Here is an 18,389-nt window from a genome sequence, read left to right on the forward strand (position 1 = left end):
TCAAAATAATAAATAAAACAATACGTAAATATTAAAAAAATATGTACAAAAAGTAAAAAAAGTGCTTAATGATGTCAAAGATTTACATTAATATTTTTGAGGGAATTGTATATAGTATAAGCAGATAAGGAAAGCACATAGTGGTGTGCGAATTGGTGTGGTGAAGTGGCAATAATTGGGGAATTGCTGAAGGTTCAGCACACTGATGAAGTGGATGGAAAAAGGTATGAAAATTAGAAATATATTAGCATCAGCAGTTCTGATCGTATCTATCTTTTCTCTTACAGGATGTGGCAAGAAAACGGAGAGCTGGGCATATGCTCATGAGCCGGGCGAAGAGGTGCTCTCTCTTTATGATAATGGTAAAGCTTTTTACAAAGGCAATGAATATAAATATACCAAAGATGACACATATATAACTCTTAAAGATTCCAATGAAACACAAAGTCTTAGATATGTCATGCAGGATGACAAAATGCTTCTATATGAAAAATCCATATATCATCTTGAGAGTGGGGACTTGGATGATGGGATTTTTGGTGTATGGACGCAGGAAAATGGGTGGTCGTATCAGTTTTCTGAAGAGGGAAGATTTAGCGAGGATAATATCTTTTTCGGAAAATACACTGTTGATGAAAAAGAGCATTCCATAAGGCTTATGTATGATGACCCGATAGAGGATGCATATCTTTATTACGCGATAGATGGGGATTCCATGACAATCGAGTATCCGTGGCCTATGGTGGCATACGTGGAAGGAGAAAAGTAAAGAACTGGCAGTTTAACTGCCGAAACAATTTTTTATAAAAAAGGAGAGGTGTGTTATGAAAATGAAACGTGTTGTTTCAACTGTATTGACGGGTGTAATGGCTCTTTCCATGATCGGTTGTGGAAGTAGTGAAACGACTTCACAGACCGCATCTACGACTACAGAGACCAAGACAGAGACCACAGCGAAGGTAGAAAGCACAGATGCAGGCCAAGGAGAGCAGATTGACCTTACGATGTGGTGCATAGCTACAGAGAGCGATTCAAACCGTCATTCCTATGAAGCTGCTATTGCAGATATGAAGGAGAAATATCCTAACATCAACTTCACATGGGAAGCATTTGAGAATCAGTCTTACAAGACAAAGATTAAAGCAGCTGTATCTGCTAACGAAATGCCTGATATCTTCTTTACATGGTCATGCGCATTCCTTGGCGATTTCGTAGAGGCTGGAAAGGTTTACTGTCTTGACGATGCTTACCAGAACTATAAATCAGAGCTTCCGGAAGTTATGCTTGGAAACTCAACCTATGATGGCAAGCACTATGGTGTGCCGCTTACAATGAATATCGTAGGTCTTTTTGCAAATATGGATCTTCTTAAAGAAGTAGGATACGAGGATATCCCAGGCACATATGATGAGTTCATAGCATGCTGCGATGCTCTTAAGGCTAAGGGAATCATCCCATTTGGATGCGCAGGAAAAGAGACATGGTGTGTAACAGAGTATCTTGAGTCAGTTATCGAAAAGAGTGCCGGCGCAGCAACACTTAATGATATTTTCCTTGGAAAGTCAACATGGAACAACAAGGACGTAACAGATGCTGTTAACACATTCCAGACACTTGTAAAGAACGGATATTTTGATCCTTCAGGAATCGGACTTACAAATGACGAAGTAAAGAATAACTTTATCGCAGGCAAATATGCATTCTATATGAATGGTACATGGAATTGCGCAGACTTTGCATCAAACGAAGAGTTCTTCCCTAAGGTAAAAGTTGGTGAGTTCCCTGTTATCAATGCTGACAAGGCTAAGCTTGGACAGCTTATCGGCGGACCTTCAGATACACTTGCAGTTGCAGCTTCTTCTCCAAATGCAGAGAAGGCAGCAGAGTACGCTTTTGAACTTGGAAAACTTATCTGCCATTATGGATACCTTGATGGATGCGGACTTCCAGCTTGGACACCTTATGGCGACACAAGCACAGTTAACGCACTTACACAGAAAGTAGCTGAGATCGTTGCACAGGCTGACTCAATGGTTCTTTTTGGAGATACAGCTATGACAGCAGATTCTGCAAACACATATCTTTCATATGTTGATCAGGTTTATGGCTGCCTTCTTGATGGCCAGCAGTTTACAGATGGTCTGGCAAAAGATATTCAGTAATCAGTTGTTGTTTTTAGTCCCCCTTAATTAATGTTTAATAAATCAATGGCAGGCGACAAAAGAAATAATTCTTTTGTCGTTTGCTGTATAAAAGGAAAAACTATGTCTGCTAATGGTATGGATAAAGAAAAAAGAAAAAGAAGAGTGCATGATGGAATAGCAATATTCGTTTTTTTGCTTCCTGCGCTGCTTCTTTTCATAAGCATCCTGATCGCTCCTATTGCGGTGTCTGTCTATAGGAGTATGTATGATTGGAATGGATTTTCAGAAGGAACTTTTATTGGTCTTGATAATTATAAAGAGCTTTTTACCAATGGTTCTATTAAATTCATGGTATCCCTGAAGAATTCCATGATACTGGCATTTTTCTCAGTATTTGTGCAGCTTCCGTTTGCACTGCTTCTGGCACTTTTGCTTGGAAGAGCGCCAAAGGGTGAAAGGTTCTTTTTATCAGTATTTTTCATGCCGGTTCTTATCTCAACTGTAGTAATCGGTCAGCTATGGCTTAAGATTTACAATCCTGATTATGGTCTTTTGAACAGATTCCTGGATTTTGTTCATCTTGAAAACCTTAAACATGTATGGGTAGGTGAGGTAAAGACAGCGCTTGGAAGTATCATAGTGCCTACCATATGGCAATATGTTGGCTATCACATGCTTCTTATGTATGCCGGAGTTAAGGGCGTTTCAACTGAGCTAAGAGAAGCAGCGATGCTTGATGGCGCAACTTTCTGGCAGGTCGACAGATATGTGGTAATTCCAATAATCAAGCCCATCATTCGTGTAAGCGTAATATTTGCGGTGACAGGTTCGCTAAAGACCTATGATCTTGTAAGGATTCTTACAGAAGGTGGTCCATTCCAGTCTACAGAAGTGCCCAGTACTTTGCTGGAAAATATGCTGTTCCTAAGAAACAGATATGGAATGGGAAGCACAATTTCAGTTATGCTCATAGCTTTATGTTTTGCTTTTGCACTTCTGATAACTGCAGCATTCAGGGAGAAGGATAACTCATGAAAATAAGAAAAACACTCACATATATACTTCTGGGATTTTGGGTGGCAGTGAATATTTTTCCAATTTATTTTATGTTCACCTTTTCCCTTAAATCAAATGAAGAAATCTTTGGTCAGAATGTAATAGGACTACCTAAGCAGTGGCTGTGGTCTAACTTTACAACAGCTCTGAACACAGGAAATATGGCGCTTTACTTCCTGAACAGCATACTAGTTACAGTGGCATCAATCGTAATATCCATTTTTGCAGCGATGATGGCAACCTACGCTATTACTCGTATAAGATGGAAATTCAGTAAACTTACCAACGCATTCTTTATGCTTGGTCTTACAATTCCGATTCAGGCATCAATCGTTCCTGTTTACGTTGTGCTTTCAAAACTGCACTGGCTTAACAAATATACTACTCTGATAATTCCATATTCGGCTTTTGCACTTTCCATGGCAATTTTGATATGCACAGGTTTTATGGTTGAAATACCCACAGCCCTTGATGAAGCGGCAAGAATCGACGGCTGCGGCATCTATGGAACATTTTTTAAGATAATTCTTCCACTTATGAAACCAGCCTATTCAACAGTTGGAGTGTATTCGTTCCTCCAGTGCTGGAATGAGTTTATGTTTGCAAATGTGTTTATCTCAGATTCAAAGCACAGAACATTGCCTGTTGGTATAAAAGCACTTTCAGGTCAGCACACCACTGACTGGGGCCCAATCGGCGCAGCCCTTGTCATTGCAACATTTCCAACCCTTATCACATATATCTTCCTAAGCAGAAAGATTCAGGCCAGCTTCATCGCCGGCGCAGTGAAGGGGTGAGGGTTTAATATAGGATTTATTACGGTAAACGCTTTAGTAAATATTTCATAAAACAGCTTCAGATTAGCACTCCAATAAGTGGTTAATCTGGAGCTGTTTTATGTAAGGCGTCGAATATCGAAGGGGTACATTAGGCAGAAACATAATGAATATAAAAAAAGAAACGAGCAACCTTTTCCAGTCCGAAGACCTTACTCAGTAAAAAACCCATTTCTTGGTTATTATCTTAAAGAGATTTACTTTGGTTGCCAACAATAATTATGAAAATATTTTTGCTAAACCTTAGCGAAAATGATAACCTATAGGTATAAATGAGTTATGCTGTCGTTGGTAACTGACAGCTTATGTATGAATTCAGAAATGGGCAGTTCTCGGACGAGCGGGATGATTTACAAAGCAAGAAATCGAAGGAAGGTCGACTGTTTCGAACAGCGCTGAGAGGAGACCTTCCTTCGATTTAGAGCTTTAGTAAATCACCGCACAGACGAAAACAATCATTTCTGAATCCATACATGTGCGTCCTACGTCAATGGCACATAACAAGCTTGGGGAAGCTTATGGAGAAGGGTAAATTTATAAGGTATTTGAGAGGGGATTCAGTGGGGGATTCGCTTTCTTTTGGACTAAAGAAAGTCATTTTGGGGATAGTTCTTGTTGTAATTCTTTCCTTTACACTTTCCACCTTTATAATTGCAGAAAAAGAAAAAATTGAGTATTCAAAGCGTGAATCAGAAAACGTACTTCGAACCCTGTCAAGCAATATTGCCACTGATATGGAAAGATATGCAGAACTTTCAAGACTTATCATGACGGAAGACAGGCTGGTCAATTTCCTTAGGGCTGATGCCAGGTCAGTTGATATCAGCATGATAAATGACGCCAGATACGGAGTTATGGATATCCTTAATGTTACAGAGGGCGTGGATACTGTCATGGTTTTCAGGGAAGATATGATAATGCTGATAACCAACAGGTTTACGTATAGATTTGATTATGACCTGATGCAGGCCGATGACTGGCGAACTGATATTTACGCCGGAAAGGGAAAAGCAGTTATTTCCTTAAATTCCAACAATATTGCCTTCAAAGCTGATAATAGACCGATGGTGACAATTGGAAGGGCAATCTATGACATCGATACCCAGAAAAGAACAGGTCTTATGCTTATGAATGTATCTGCAGGCATTTTTGATAAGATGCTGGGGCAGCTTCGATATAACGATATTTGTATCCTTGGTGAAGATGGGACATTTCTTGCCGGAAACAGAGACTATGCGGAGTATTTCAGTGCTTTTTCTGATAAAAAAGAAGTTTTTCACAAAAAAGTGTTTGTAAATAAAAGAAGAGCTCTTTTATCAGGGTGCAGTGTTGGGAATCTTCCAATTATGATAGTGCGAGTATCGCCAATGGGAGTAAAGGGAATTCCCTTCAGGGTTATGTGCGTCCTTTTATTCCTCCTTATCGTGTCAGTTGGACTTGCTGTTTTCACAGGTTCTTTTATCAGAAAAAACATAACAGATCCGGTGTTCAAATTATCTGAGCTTATGGAAAAAAACAGGCAGTCAGGGCAACTTTTAAAGATAGATGCCAAGATGCCTAACAGCGAGTTTATGATGCTTGAGGGCGATTACAACAATATGATCGACCACGTAAACGAGCTTATTGACAGGCTTATGGAAAAAGAAAAAATCCTACAGAAGGCGGAAATGCGAGTATTGCAGGAACAGATAAAACCGCACTTTTTGTATAATTCGCTTGAGACTATCGGGTTTATGGCACTTGAGGCAGGGGCTGACAACGTGCATGATGCGGTGGAAACTTTGGGGAGTTTTTATCGCAATTTCTTAAGTAAAGGCGGAAGGGAAATCCCGCTTTCTACAGAGGTAAGGATTGTTAAAGATTATCTGTCTCTTCAGAAACTTCGCTATGGTGAGATATTAGAGGATGAGTACGATATCGAAGAGGGCACAGAAAAGCTTATAGTACCAAAACTTATTTTGCAGCCACTCGTTGAGAACAGTATTTATCACGGAATCAGGCTTAAAGGGGAAAAGGGAATTATCAAGATAAAGTCTTTTCTCGAGGAAAAGAATCTTCATATCATCGTGCGTGACACCGGCGTTGGAATGAGTCAGGAGGATATAAAGAGAATTCTTTCAACTGACAGTGAGCATAGAAAATCAGATGATTCTGAGAGTTTTGGATTGTGGGGAACAATCGAGAGAATCAGGTTTTATTGCGGAAGAGATGATGTGGTTCAGATACGAAGTGAAATTGGGGAATATACGGAAATCGAAATACTGATACCAGCTGAGATATCCGGAAGTAAAGTGTGAGTGAGTAGAAATCATTGAAGGTGCTAATATGGGTGGCTGACGTCGTTTACCACGTGGAATATTCCATGTGAAATAGTGAATGAATAAGGAAATATGGGGGCAAAAAATGGGAAGAGTATACAGGGTTATGATTATTGATGACGAGGAATCTGCAAGAAAGCTGATGCGAGCAGCTTTTAAGTGGGATGAGCTTGGAATGGAAGTTGTAGGCGAGGCGGCAAGTGGAATAGAGGCAATAAATGTAATAGATGATATCAGGCCGGATATAGCATTTGTTGATATCTCAATGCCTTTCATGGATGGAATTGAATTTACAGAGACAGCCACAGAGCGATATCCCAATCTTATTATTATCATCATGACAGCAATTGATAAGTTCGAATATGCAAGAAAATGCGTAAGTCTTCCTGTCTTTGACTATATGCTTAAGCCTATGGTCAGGGATGAAGTCATAAAGGTATTGCAGAGGGCAAAGAACAAGCTTGATAGCAGAAAAGATATTGTGGAAAATACAGTGTTGGATAAGGAAAGTGAGGTTTTATCCGAAACTGCATCAACCGAATTGATAAAAAAATACGTCAAAGAAAACTTTATGGATTCAAAGCTCAATCTTGCATTCATTGCACAGAATTTTGGCTTTAGTCCAAGCTATCTTTCCCGGAAATTCAAGCAGGATACCGGAAAGAACTTTGTGGAATACTTAACTGACCTACGAATGAAAAAAGCGTTAAAGTACGCAGAGACAGGCTACAAAATGTACCAGACGGCAGGAGAGGTCGGAATACCGGATCCCAATTATTTCAGCCGCTGCTTTAAAAAGTACACAGGCATGAGCTATTCTGATTATGTTACTGAAAAAGGGATGTGACGGTGCATTAGTAAAAACAGTTTCTTATGAGTAAGTAGTGTCTATAAAGTTTGCGTTAAATCGACTCTTGGATAATTGTAAGGCTTGTGGTAGAGTGTTAATATTATCTTGAAAGAGTAGGTATGAGAAAAGACGAAATAATTAAGGAAGATAATAGCCGGATCGAACAGCAGAACGAAGAAAAAGTAAATCAGATTGTCGATGACCTTACACTTTTTGATGATGACCTAATGTCATTAGTGTTTGATAAGAATATTCCTGCAACACAGCTTGTACTCAGAATCATTTTCAATCGTGATATTGAAGTTATCAGTGTTGAGGGACAGGAGGAACTTAAGAATCCGCTGGTGGGTGGAAGAGATATTACCCTGGATATTCATGCGAAGTCATCAAAGAATATGCATTACAAAGAATTGGCTGAAGGAGTTCATCATTTCAAGGAGACAGAGGAAGGACGTGATATTGTGTGTGAATCAGTAAAGAGATATGCAGAGCAGTATGCAGAAGCAGAGGCTGAGACAAGCAGAATCAATACCTTGGTACAGAGTGTAAAGATGCTGATGAAAAACACATCAGTTACGTTAGACCAGGCTTTTAGTAATCTGGGCATCTCTGACAATGATAGGAAAATCATTTCCAAACAGCTTAAGAAGTAACAGGTTAATATCGCAATATCGATGAAACTACGCTATCGGGTAAACGGTGGCGTAGTTTTTTGCTATAATTTAGAAGACTGATAATGACAGGAATTATACAAATTCATTTGCCGGTCGTAAGGACATGGAGCACGAAGTGCGGAATGTTCGTGTGCGAAATCGAGTAGGAGTCAGCCTACTCGATTGTTAGGAATTCCATATCTTAATAGTCTTTAAAAGCTTTTCTTTTGATGCTTCATCAAGCTTAGATATTTCACGTAAAAGAGCGTTGTCCAAAGCAGAACTCTTGTATTCGGGTTCGAGCTGGCCTACTAGAGCATCTAATGTAATCCCCATCAACTTGGCATAATAAATAAGCATTCTAAGTGACATGGCGGTTCTGCCATTTTCTACATTGCTGATATATCCCGGAGTTACATTCATTTCAGTGGCAACCTGGTTTTGAGTAAGACCAAGGCTGATTCTGTATTCTTTTATCTGATTTCCATAATTTTCATTCATGATTTTTTTCCTTTATTCAATATAGTATTTGTATTATAAGTATATCATAAGTATTGACATAAATGTCAATACAGTATATAAAATATACAATAAGTATATAAAAGCGGAAAGATGGAGGAATTTATCGAATGAGAGAGAATATCCGAGTGAATGATAATCTATGTATTACTGATCAATATGATAATAACATTGATTTTAGTACTGCTGAGAAGCTATACGACTATCTTGCCAGTTGCATGGTGGAAGTAGAGAATGATTGACGAAAAACAGTTATTATGTTATATATAACATAAAGAAAGGAATAATGGTGTCTAATTTTACAGTTGATTTTTACAGAGAGATAGATGGTAAAAAGCCTGTTGGAGTTTTTATTAGAAGCCTAGATATTAAGATGAAAGCAAAGGTGGTTGCTAATCTGCATCTGCTTGAAGAATATGGAAACTTGGCAAGAGAACCTATTTCTAAAGAACTTGAGGATGGTATTTTTGAACTTAGGACAATAGAGGGAAATGATTTGGTTAGAATACTATATTTCTTCGATAAGGATAAGATTATTATAGCGACAAATGGTTTCATTAAAAAGCAACAGAAAACTCCCAAAAATGAGATAGCTTTAGCTAAAAAGAGAAGGACTGATTACCATAGAAGGAAGGAGGCTGGCGTATATGAGTGATTTACAAGAACTTACTGATGAATTGATGCAAGATCCAGAGTTTAAAAAAGAATATGAAGCTTTGCAGCCTGAAATGGATATAACAAGGGCTATATTAGATGCAAGAATAAGAGCTGGAATGACGCAGATAGAACTTGCTGAGAAGAGCGGAATTAGTCAGGCTGATATTTCTCGCCTTGAGAAAGGAACAAGAAATCCTAGTATAGCGCTGCTTAAACGTCTTGCTGAGGCAATGGACAGCACATTAAAGATAGAGTTCATCCCCAAAGGTTTACAGAGATAAAAAGTTCTTTTGTTGTTATAGGAGATATTGCAATTGTGCATCAAGGTGATGCGTAATTATAAAGAGGTTTTCTCATATTCGAGAAAGCCTCTTTTTGCGCGCATACAGTTTTCGTCACGGGAATTGCAAAGCACGACAAAAACGAAAAATACATTTTACCGGTGCTAAGATGTGTACATTGAAATTCTATGACCACCATTTTTTTTATCACTTTGCCTGCAACCGTATGCTTTCTTTTTTATAATATTGTGCGAGTGCTGTGTTTATCCATTCATCTTCACTTGGGTAGACATCTTCGTGGAATAGAAGCTCGGGCTTGTTTGAGTATTCTTTTAGCGCTACATCAGTTTGTGTTTCATCGTTTAAAATCTCTAAGCGTTCTAAATTCTCTGCTTTAAAGGACTTTGCACTTCCGGTTGCCAAATCATATATGGCAGAAGATGCAGAGTAGTAATGAGGTGTGGCAATAATAAAGAAGGTTGCGCCTGCAATAAGTAAAATAAGAAGAACTATAACGGAACAAGAGGAAACGCCTGATAAAGCATCATGTATATCATCTTTTTTGCCTGAACGCTCTGAAATGAACTGCCTGAGCCAGATGGTGAGGTACAAAATGGTCAAAACGCTGAAAACAACAAACTGTGCCCAAATTATGCTGTAAAGTCTTTCTGCATCAAAATTTCCTGTGGCATAGAGAGGCGGTGTCATGTTGGCTGATATGATTCCGTAAGCAAATACAGTAAAAAGAATCGGATGTTTGAAACGAAGCTTGATGGAAGGCGCCATTTGCCAGAATACTATCATAAGAAGCAAAAACAGCAATATCACATCCCATCTGAGTAAATCTGCAATGCATACTGTAAGTGTGCTCTTCAAAGAAAGAAAAATCGCGGTGACAGCGCCAATACCATTACTTTGCGAGCCTCTAATTTTATTTCCCGGAGCGATAGCTGAAAGGATAAAGCCGATTATGTTAAGAACTGAGGGAAGGATAACCCATTTTATATGAGATAGGGCATTGGGGGCGTCTGTTTCTTTTTTTACCTTGTAATATGATTGATCTGAAATACTGATAAAACCAAATCTTTCTAAAACTGCGATTCCGATAAAAACAAAGGACATTATGGCAAGTGTAAGAGCTGTCATGTAGTTGCAGCCGCCAAGGAGAAAACCGAGTATGCAGGCGGAAATGAATCTTCTTTTTCTTTTATCATCACAGAATATGAGGTTTATCAGGATTCCTGTGTAAAGGAGCCCCAGTCCAAACATAAACATGTAGTTTATAGCTCCGCTGTACCAGTAAAATGCCTCAACTCTTGCGGTTCTTCGCATGCACTGAACAATAGCAATAAGTGTGACTGATGATGCAACGCGTGAATATTTTTTGTTGAGCTTTAGCATCAATACAAACACTGCCTTATAAAAATAGAATGCTCCAATAGTCAGCATGGCAAGAATTATAAAAGGTGTAAAAGCGCTAAAACTTTCCTTATATATACTTGGGCTTATAACCGTCATGAATGAAGAAAAAAAGTATCCAATCCAGTTAAAATACAGATATATCGTCTTTTCAAAAGCAGAAACCAAAGTGGAAATAAGGTTTCCAGTTTCAACGAAAGTTTCATGTGGCTGCAGCGCCATGGAAAAGTCATCTGCAGAAGGCCAGTTATATATCCCGATTATCAGCATCGGAACAAGTGACAGCGCATATATTATTATCAGAAATCTTGTAATATGACTGATCTTTATATGAAAGTTTGAAATGTGTTTATTTAGTGCTTCTATCATAAAAAAATTCCTTTCGTTACTGCCCATATGCTTGTAGCTCACTCAGGTAATAAAATAGCGCATGTCTATCTTAATAGTAATTCCCATTCGAATATGTTAATGACGAGCTTTTGCAGCAACAATGACATTTTATTATTAATATTGTAATGGTGCAATCTATCACGATTGTTAGCACTCAAACTAAATGAGTGCTAATTTTTTATTGACTTTTGGTCATAGTGGTCTTAAACTTATTTTTGTACGGTAGAAGACATATCTTTTTATCTATATTATCAATTACAAAGGAGTGAGAATTATGGCTTCAAAGAAGGGTAATCTTTCAATTAACAGCGAGAACATGTTCCCTATAATCAAGAAATGGTTATATTCGGATCATGATATTTTTTACAGAGAAGTAATTTCTAATGCTTGCGATGCTATCACCAAGATCCGCAAGATGGATATGATGGGTGAGTACACACTTCCGGAAGGCTTCAAGCCTCGTGTTGATGTTGTCCTCAACGATAAAGAGAAGACTATCAAGATAACAGATAATGGTATAGGAATGACAGCCGAAGAGGTTGAGGAATATATCAACCAGGTAGCTTTTTCAGGCGCTACAGACTTCCTTAACAAGTATAAAGATAAAGCTAACGCAGACCAGATCATCGGCCATTTCGGACTTGGTTTTTATTCAACATTCATGGTATCTGACTATGTAGATATCGATACACTTTCATATAAATCAGATGTTCCTTCTGTTCACTGGACATGCGACGGCGGTTCAGACTTTGAGATGGAAGATGGCAACAAGAAAGAAGTTGGTACAACAATCACACTTCATCTTTCAGAAGACTGCCTTGAGTTCTGCAACGAGTACAAGGCAAGAGAAGTAATCGAGAAGTACTGCTCATTCATGCCTTATGAAATCTATCTTTCAAGAGAGAACGAGGATGGCACTGAGACCATTAAGGAATCTGAGAAGCGCGATGATGATATCGTTCTTGAGGTAATAGAGCCTGAGAAGAAAGAAGAGAAGAAGGCTGAAGGCGAAGCTGAAGATACAGAGGAGAAGAAGGAAGAGGAAAAGAAGCTTAAGATCAAGAGACGTCCTCAGCTTCTCAATGATACACATCCTCTTTGGGCTAAGACACCTAAGGATTGCACAGATGAGGAGTATAAGGAATTCTATAGAAAAGTATTCCGTGATTACAAGGAACCTCTTTTCTGGATTCACCTTAACATGGACTATCCTTTCAACTTAAAGGGTATCCTTTACTTCCCTAAGATCAATATGGAATTTGAATCAATCGAGGGAACAATCAAACTTTACAACAACCAGGTATTCATTGCTGATAATATCAAGGAAGTTATTCCTGAATACTTGATGCTTCTTAAGGGCGTAATTGACTGTCCTGACCTTCCTTTGAACGTATCAAGAAGCGCTCTTCAGAATGATGGATTTGTTAAGAAGATTTCTGAGTACATTTCCAAGAAGGTTGCTGAGAAGCTTGCAGGTCTTTGCAAGACTGATAAAGAGAACTATGACAAGTACTGGGATGACATCAGCCCATTTATTAAATATGGTTGCCTTCGCGATGACAAGTTCTGCGAGAAGATGACAGACTATATTCTTTTCAAGAACCTTGATGGCAAGTATCTCACAACACCTGAAGCACTTCAGATCAATAAAGAGGCTGAAGAGGCAGCAGCTAGTGCAGAAGCTACAGATGAGAACGGAAATAAGGTTGAGGCAGATATTGTTGATGAAAACGGCAATCCTGTTAAATCTGATGCTGAGAATAAAGAAGCAGATAAGGATGATAAGAAGAAGGACGAGGAGAAGGAAAAAGAGCCTCGCACTATCTACTATGTAACAGATGAGCAGCAGCAGAGCCAGTACATCAAGATGTTCAAGGATCAGAAGATGGATGCGTTTATCATGAACCATAACATTGATGTTCCTTTCATGCAGCAGCTTGAATCCAAGAATGAGGGAATCCGCTTCCAGAGAATTGATGCTGACCTTACAGACACATTTAAGGCTAAGACTTCCAAGAAGGACGCTAAGGAACTTGAGAAGAAGGAAAAAGAACTCTCAGAGAGAATCAAGAAGGCTTTGAACAACGACAAGCTTACTGTTAAGCTTGAAAAGCTTAAAGATAAGAACATGTCTTCAATGCTTACTGTTTCAGAAGAATCAAGACGTATGGCTGAAATGATGAAGATGTATGCAATGAGCGGAATGGGCATGGGTGACTTTGGTAACGAAGGTCAGACACTTATCCTCAATGCAAATCATCCTCTTGTAGAGTATGTCATGGAACATGAAGACGATGATAACACCAAGATGATCTGCGAACAGCTTTATGACCTTGCACGTATCCAGAACGCACCACTTGAAGGTGAGGCAATGTCCAAGTTTGTTGCTAGAAGTAACGAGATTATGATGATTCTTACAAAGTAATTTTTTAAGAGAATGATAAGTGCTTATCTATAATTAGCCACACATGATATAAAAAAGAATCTTTTCTATGGTTAAAATGATCATAGGAAAGATTCTTTTTATTTCATTTATGAATATGTACTCGACGCAAGATTGTCAAAAGCGACATTCTTAATTGCAGGTAGTGTATTCCTTAGTTTTTTTTCAAATAAATTGCATAGTACATTGCTCCGACGCAAATTCCGCCGCCGATTATGTTTCCGATTGTTACAGGAATCAGGTTTGTAACAAAGAATCCAAATAAAGATAAGCCATCGGCAGGAATTCCGTACAATGCGCTTGCGAGCATACCGGCAGGAATGAAGTACATGTTTGCTACGCAGTGCTCAAATCCGCAGATGATGAAGAGCATTACAGGAAGCCAAAGGGCAAATACTTTTCCGGCGAGCTCGTCAGCTGCAAAAGAGCACCATACAGCCATGCAGACAAGTACGTTGCAAAGGATTCCGCGAAGGAGTCCGTCGCTGAAAGAAATATTGGCTTTAGTAACGGCTGTTGATACCACTGACTGAGCAAGCTCATTGTTTGAAAATGAATAGATGTGGCTGTAGCTTGCAAGAAGGGCGATGAGAAATCCGCCAATCATATTTCCGAAATAAACGATAACCCAGTTCCTTAACATTCCGGATATTTTGGCCTTTCCGGATAAAACAGGAATGGTAATAAGGCAGTTTCCTGTAAATAGTTCAGCGCCGCCTACAAGTACCATAAATAATCCGATAGGAAAAACAACACTGCTTATCATTCTGGCTGAGGAAGGATCTGCTGCGCAGCAGCTTGCGATCTGACTTCCAAGACCTCCAAGGGCTATGAAGGCTCCGGCAAGAATGCCAAGAAGTAATGTTTTGCCAAAAGGCATTTCAGTTTTTGATGTTCCGACAGTTTCATATTTTGCAGCAATTTCTGCAGGTGATTTCATAAAAAATTCTCCTTGTTGAATAATTATTACGTTTCGAAAAATGCAACTAATAAATTTTATAAAAAATTTATTATATTATCAAGTTTATACTATTATATTTTATAAGAATAGCGTAATATATAGGAAGTTATGCAAAAACATGGTTCTTGTTGTTCTTTGATTATTTATTCATTTTTATTGGTGACGGTATGAAAAAACTAGTTGAGATCAAGGATGTATCTAAGATATACAATCCGGGAGAAAATGAAGTAAGGGCTCTGAATCACGTGAGCCTGATCATCGGAGAGGGAGAGTTCGTTGCAATCATTGGTCAGTCAGGCTCGGGAAAGTCGACACTGATGAATATGCTTGGGTGTCTTGATACGCCCACAAGTGGAAAGTATTATCTCCATGGACAGGATGTGTCGCATATGACAGATGATGAGCAATCAGATGTCCGTAATAGAGAAATCGGATTTATCTTTCAGGGATTTAATCTTATCCCATCACTCACAGCTCTTGAAAATGTAGAATTACCTCTTATATATAGAGGCGTTGGAAAAAAGGAAAGAGAGAAACTTGCAAAGGCTGCTCTTGATAACGTGGGACTTAAGAACAGAATGACCCACAGGCCAAATGAAATGTCAGGCGGTCAGCAGCAGAGGGTTGCCATAGCAAGAGCTATTGCGCAGGCGCCTCCGATTCTTTTGGCGGATGAGCCTACAGGTAACCTGGATTCCGGTTCAAGTAAGGAAATAATAAATATTATTAAGAGGCTTTATCAGGAAGGAAGAACGGTCATTATCATTACGCATGACCCCGGAATAGCTAAGCAGGCGAAGAGGATAATAACAATTTCTGACGGAAAGATTGTCAGCGATGAAATAAATCCGGATTATGAGTGACAAATGCATATGTTCTTGAAAGAAATTACAGAAACACGCATTTACTGAGGGGTTCGTGCAACAGTGAATGAACAAGCAAATAGGGCATCGTCGTAGTCGACTTCAAATTGTCTATTTGCATGCATTACAGGATGGAGGAGTATATGGCACAGGATAATGAAAAGAAGATAATTGCAGATGAGTCTAAGACCGAAGTTGCAGTAAAAGAAACTGAGAAAAACACTGCTGTCGATACAGTGAATAATTTGGGCAGTCAGCAGGTGTATGAAGACTATGAAGAAAATGAGATAGCTGCAAAGCCCAAGAAGAGATTTAAGAAGAGATATCTTTTAATCGCAGCAGCGCTACTTGGTGTAGGAGTCTTTGGTGTGACTAGAATGAATGCATCAAAGAATACAGCTGTTTATGTGAGCACACAGCCTGCAACTCTTGGAAGTATTGAAAACATCTTATCTGTTTCAGGTACAGTTCAGAGCGCAGAGACAAAATCGTATTTCGCAGACGTTACAGCGCCTATAAAGGAAGTCAACGTCAAGGTAGGAGATAAAGTTTCTGCGGGAGACATTCTTTGCACATATGATAATGATGTACTTGAGCTGAACAAACAGACTGCGGAGCTTGCAATTACGCAGGCAAAGGGTTCTTACAGCAGTATGTATTCACCAACCGCTGCTGCAGACAGAAAGTATGCGGAAGGAATGAATGCCCAGCAGATAAATGACAGGCTGGATGCTATAACAACTCAGATTGATACTATCAATAATCAGATCACAGAAAAGACAGGCAGAATCAACCAGACACTTACTGATCTTCAGAAAACTCAGGCAGACATAAATCAGAATGGTATTTCTGACAATTATGAAGCTTATTTTGATAATGGAAGTAACAGCTATATATATAGAAATGAGAATGGGGAAAAGAAAGATGGTGATTATTCAGAACCATCAGAGTCTAACAGACAGATGTCTCTTGCGCTGCAGCAGTCGATAATGGATGTTCAGTACGCACTTCAGTATGATCAGGAGATTCTTGCATGGAAGAATCAGATAACTGCGCTTCAGGAGGAACAGCAGCATTTACAGTCAGCAAAGGCATCGCTAATTAACCCTGGACAGGCAACTCAGGCCAAGGCACAGCTTGAATCCACAACTCTTACTCAGGAAGATACAATTTCCAAGCTGGAGGCTGCAAAAGAGGGAATTAAGGCAGATTTCAACGGAGTAGTTACAGCAGTTCAGGTGGTTGAGGGCGCAACAGCTCAGATGGGAACACAGCTTGTGACCATAGCAAATATCGACGACGTAGAAGTTACTGTTCAGATCTCAAAAAGTGATCTTTCCAAGATCTCTTTGGGACAGAAGGTAGACATTACCATAAATAATAAGCCTTATGTCGGAGAAATTTCCAAGATTTCAGGTACAGCAACCAAGAATAATAATGGTGTTGCAGTAGTGGAAACTACTATCAAGGTTACTAACCCTGATTCTGAAATTATTCTCGGCGTTGAAGCAAATAATAAGATACATGCCCAGAAGGCTGACAATACATTGGTTCTTCCATATGAATATGTTCAGACAGATTCTGCAGGAGACTATGTATATGTTGTGGAAAACGGTCTTGTTGCCCGCAAAAATGTTAGCATTGGAATTGCATCAAGTACTGATGCGCAGATAGTTGATGGTCTTTCAGAAGGTGAACAGATAATAACTTCCGGGTATGACACTCTTTTTGAGGGAATGCCTGTGTTGGTAACAGAGTGATTGATAAATTGACGATATGGGACAATTAAACGAATACTTAAAAAGCGCAATTAAACAGATTATTCACAACGGTTACAGAACAGCAATGACCATGCTTGGAATTGTTATAGGAATCGCAGCGGTTATCGCAGTTGTTGCCCTTGGAAACGGGATGACTTATTTTGTTAAGGATCAGCTAAATGGAATTGCGGGTAATTACGGCACTATCAGCATTGATTCTACTAAGACGTCAGAAACGCTTACCCGTGATGACATGGAACTTTTGGAAAGTTCCATGCCGGACCTTAAAGGTATTTCTCCAAATATCAGTGCTTACGGCAAAGTTACAGGAAGAAAAGGAACTTTTGAAGCGAGCATAACAGGAGGAACACAGGCTCTTTTACATGCTATGAGTAACGGAATCTGTAAGGGGCAGTATTTTACCAGGCAACAGGTCGATAGCGGGCAGAGAGTGTGCGTCATGCTCGTTGATGATGCAAAGAAGATATTTGGTACTGAGGATGCCATAGGCCTTGAATTAGAAATGACAGTATGGGGAAAGTCTGCAACTTACAAGGTAGTTGGACTTCGAGAGAGCATGAACAGAATGTATTCCTTTTTGATGGAAGGACAGGATTATTACGCACAGATTGAGATTCCCTACACTGCCCTTGGCGCTGATTTTGACTATTACATAGAGGATTTTTATTCACTGATACTATTTGCTGATCAGGATGTTCTTACCAAGAGACTGGATCAGGCAGAAGAGATGCTTACAAATATTCATGGACTTAGAGGAACAAAGGCCATCAGCGCATACAGCATGGCTGATATCTCGGAGCAGCTTGACACAGTGCTTGGCTATGCTACAAAATTTCTTTTGCTTGTTTCTGTAATCTCCCTGGTTGTAGGCGGAATAGGCGTTATGAATATCATGCTTGTTTCTGTTACAGAAAGAACCAGAGAGATAGGAATAAGAAAGTCAATCGGTGCCAAGACAGGCGCTATTATGACGCAGTTTTTGGCAGAGGCGGCCATTTTGACACTTCTTGGCGGAATTTTTGGCATAATACTTGGAATTATAATGGCGTATATTATCTGCACGGCGATTGGGTTTGAAGTAATTGTTACGCCCATATCCATAATCGGCGCAGCAATGTTCTCTATACTTATCGGACTGTTTTTTGGAATATATCCTGCAAGGAAAGCAGCCAGGATGAAACCTATTGATGCACTGAGACTGTGACTTAAGGAGACTAT

At 39.3% G+C, this 18,389-nt stretch carries 17 protein-coding genes; 14 read left to right on the forward strand and 3 right to left on the reverse strand.

The annotated features are described in order from the left end of the window. Positions 1-226 precede the first annotated feature (226 nt). The 7 genes from BM086_RS13015 to BM086_RS13045 all read left to right on the forward strand — a co-directional run bounded on the left by BM086_RS13015 (position 227) and on the right by BM086_RS13045 (position 7,857). On the forward strand, positions 227-769 hold the full coding sequence (locus BM086_RS13015; RefSeq protein WP_141107752.1) for a hypothetical protein: 543 nt from the start codon (positions 227-229) through the stop codon (positions 767-769). Between the two features lie 55 nt (positions 770-824). Next, a complete protein-coding gene (locus BM086_RS13020; protein WP_092327383.1) occupies positions 825-2,162 on the forward strand; it encodes an ABC transporter substrate-binding protein in 1,338 nt (445 codons plus the stop codon). A gap of 102 nt (positions 2,163-2,264) precedes the next feature. After that, a complete protein-coding gene (locus tag BM086_RS13025) occupies positions 2,265-3,179 on the forward strand; it encodes a carbohydrate ABC transporter permease (protein ID WP_092327386.1) in 915 nt (304 codons plus the stop codon). Further along, positions 3,176-3,997 carry a carbohydrate ABC transporter permease gene (locus BM086_RS13030; RefSeq protein WP_092327388.1) on the forward strand — a complete coding sequence of 274 codons (822 nt, stop codon included), beginning with the start codon at positions 3,176-3,178 and terminating at the stop codon, positions 3,995-3,997. Before BM086_RS13025 ends, BM086_RS13030 begins: the two co-directional genes overlap by 4 nt. A gap of 557 nt (positions 3,998-4,554) precedes the next feature. After that, positions 4,555-6,333, forward strand: a complete 1,779-nt coding sequence (locus BM086_RS13035) for a sensor histidine kinase (protein ID WP_175560267.1) — start codon at positions 4,555-4,557, stop codon at positions 6,331-6,333. A gap of 106 nt (positions 6,334-6,439) precedes the next feature. Then, a complete protein-coding gene (locus BM086_RS13040; RefSeq protein WP_092327393.1) occupies positions 6,440-7,201 on the forward strand; it encodes a response regulator transcription factor in 762 nt (253 codons plus the stop codon). 122 nt (positions 7,202-7,323) lie between these two features. Further along, positions 7,324-7,857 carry a hypothetical protein gene (locus tag BM086_RS13045; protein WP_092327395.1) on the forward strand — a complete coding sequence of 178 codons (534 nt, stop codon included), beginning with the start codon at positions 7,324-7,326 and terminating at the stop codon, positions 7,855-7,857. A 186-nt stretch (positions 7,858-8,043) separates the two neighbouring features. On the opposite strand, the gene BM086_RS13050 is transcribed toward BM086_RS13045, so the two are convergent. Continuing rightward, positions 8,044-8,358, reverse strand: coding sequence for a helix-turn-helix domain-containing protein (locus BM086_RS13050; protein WP_175560268.1), 315 nt, complete (start codon positions 8,356-8,358; stop codon positions 8,044-8,046). 128 nt (positions 8,359-8,486) lie between these two features. Here BM086_RS13050 and BM086_RS21655 point away from each other — a divergent pair, with 128 nt between their 5' ends. From BM086_RS21655 to BM086_RS13060, 3 genes are read left to right on the forward strand one after another with little or no spacing between them, the layout of a single operon-like run. After that, entirely contained in the window at positions 8,487-8,618 is a 132-nt protein-coding gene (locus BM086_RS21655) for a hypothetical protein (RefSeq protein WP_255367822.1), read from the forward strand. Between the two features lie 44 nt (positions 8,619-8,662). Beyond that, positions 8,663-9,031: a type II toxin-antitoxin system RelE/ParE family toxin gene (locus tag BM086_RS13055; protein ID WP_175560281.1), complete on the forward strand. Its 369-nt coding sequence runs from the start codon at positions 8,663-8,665 to the stop codon at positions 9,029-9,031. Next, positions 9,024-9,314 (forward strand): helix-turn-helix domain-containing protein, encoded by a 291-nt coding sequence (locus BM086_RS13060; protein ID WP_092327400.1) that lies wholly within the window; start codon positions 9,024-9,026, stop codon positions 9,312-9,314. Before BM086_RS13055 ends, BM086_RS13060 begins: the two co-directional genes overlap by 8 nt. Before the next feature lie 207 nt (positions 9,315-9,521). Here BM086_RS13060 and BM086_RS13065 read toward each other — a convergent pair whose 3' ends face one another. Then, positions 9,522-11,102 (reverse strand): DUF6056 family protein, encoded by a 1,581-nt coding sequence (locus tag BM086_RS13065; protein WP_141107753.1) that lies wholly within the window; start codon positions 11,100-11,102, stop codon positions 9,522-9,524. A 295-nt stretch (positions 11,103-11,397) separates the two neighbouring features. Between BM086_RS13065 and htpG the strand changes: the two genes are divergently transcribed. After that, the gene (gene htpG, locus BM086_RS13070; protein WP_092327406.1) at positions 11,398-13,548 is read left to right on the forward strand and encodes a molecular chaperone HtpG; all 2,151 of its coding nucleotides are present in this window, start codon (positions 11,398-11,400) and stop codon (positions 13,546-13,548) included. A 172-nt stretch (positions 13,549-13,720) separates the two neighbouring features. Here the strand turns inward: htpG and BM086_RS13075 are convergent, their stop codons facing one another. Beyond that, a complete protein-coding gene (locus tag BM086_RS13075; RefSeq protein WP_092327408.1) occupies positions 13,721-14,506 on the reverse strand; it encodes a formate/nitrite transporter family protein in 786 nt (261 codons plus the stop codon). Positions 14,507-14,694: 188 nt separating this feature from the next. Here BM086_RS13075 and BM086_RS13080 point away from each other — a divergent pair, with 188 nt between their 5' ends. The 3 genes from BM086_RS13080 (at position 14,695) to BM086_RS13090 (ending at position 18,375) form a co-directional block, all read left to right on the forward strand. Further along, the gene (locus BM086_RS13080; protein WP_092327629.1) at positions 14,695-15,390 is read left to right on the forward strand and encodes an ABC transporter ATP-binding protein; all 696 of its coding nucleotides are present in this window, start codon (positions 14,695-14,697) and stop codon (positions 15,388-15,390) included. 143 nt (positions 15,391-15,533) lie between these two features. Next, positions 15,534-17,150 (forward strand): efflux RND transporter periplasmic adaptor subunit, encoded by a 1,617-nt coding sequence (locus BM086_RS13085; RefSeq protein ID WP_175560269.1) that lies wholly within the window; start codon positions 15,534-15,536, stop codon positions 17,148-17,150. A gap of 16 nt (positions 17,151-17,166) precedes the next feature. After that, positions 17,167-18,375, forward strand: a complete 1,209-nt coding sequence (locus BM086_RS13090) for an ABC transporter permease (protein ID WP_092327414.1) — start codon at positions 17,167-17,169, stop codon at positions 18,373-18,375. The last annotated feature ends 14 nt before the right edge of the window (positions 18,376-18,389 follow it).

Source organism: Butyrivibrio sp. YAB3001 (genome assembly GCF_900112195.1).
Taxonomy (GTDB): domain Bacteria; phylum Bacillota; class Clostridia; order Lachnospirales; family Lachnospiraceae; genus Butyrivibrio.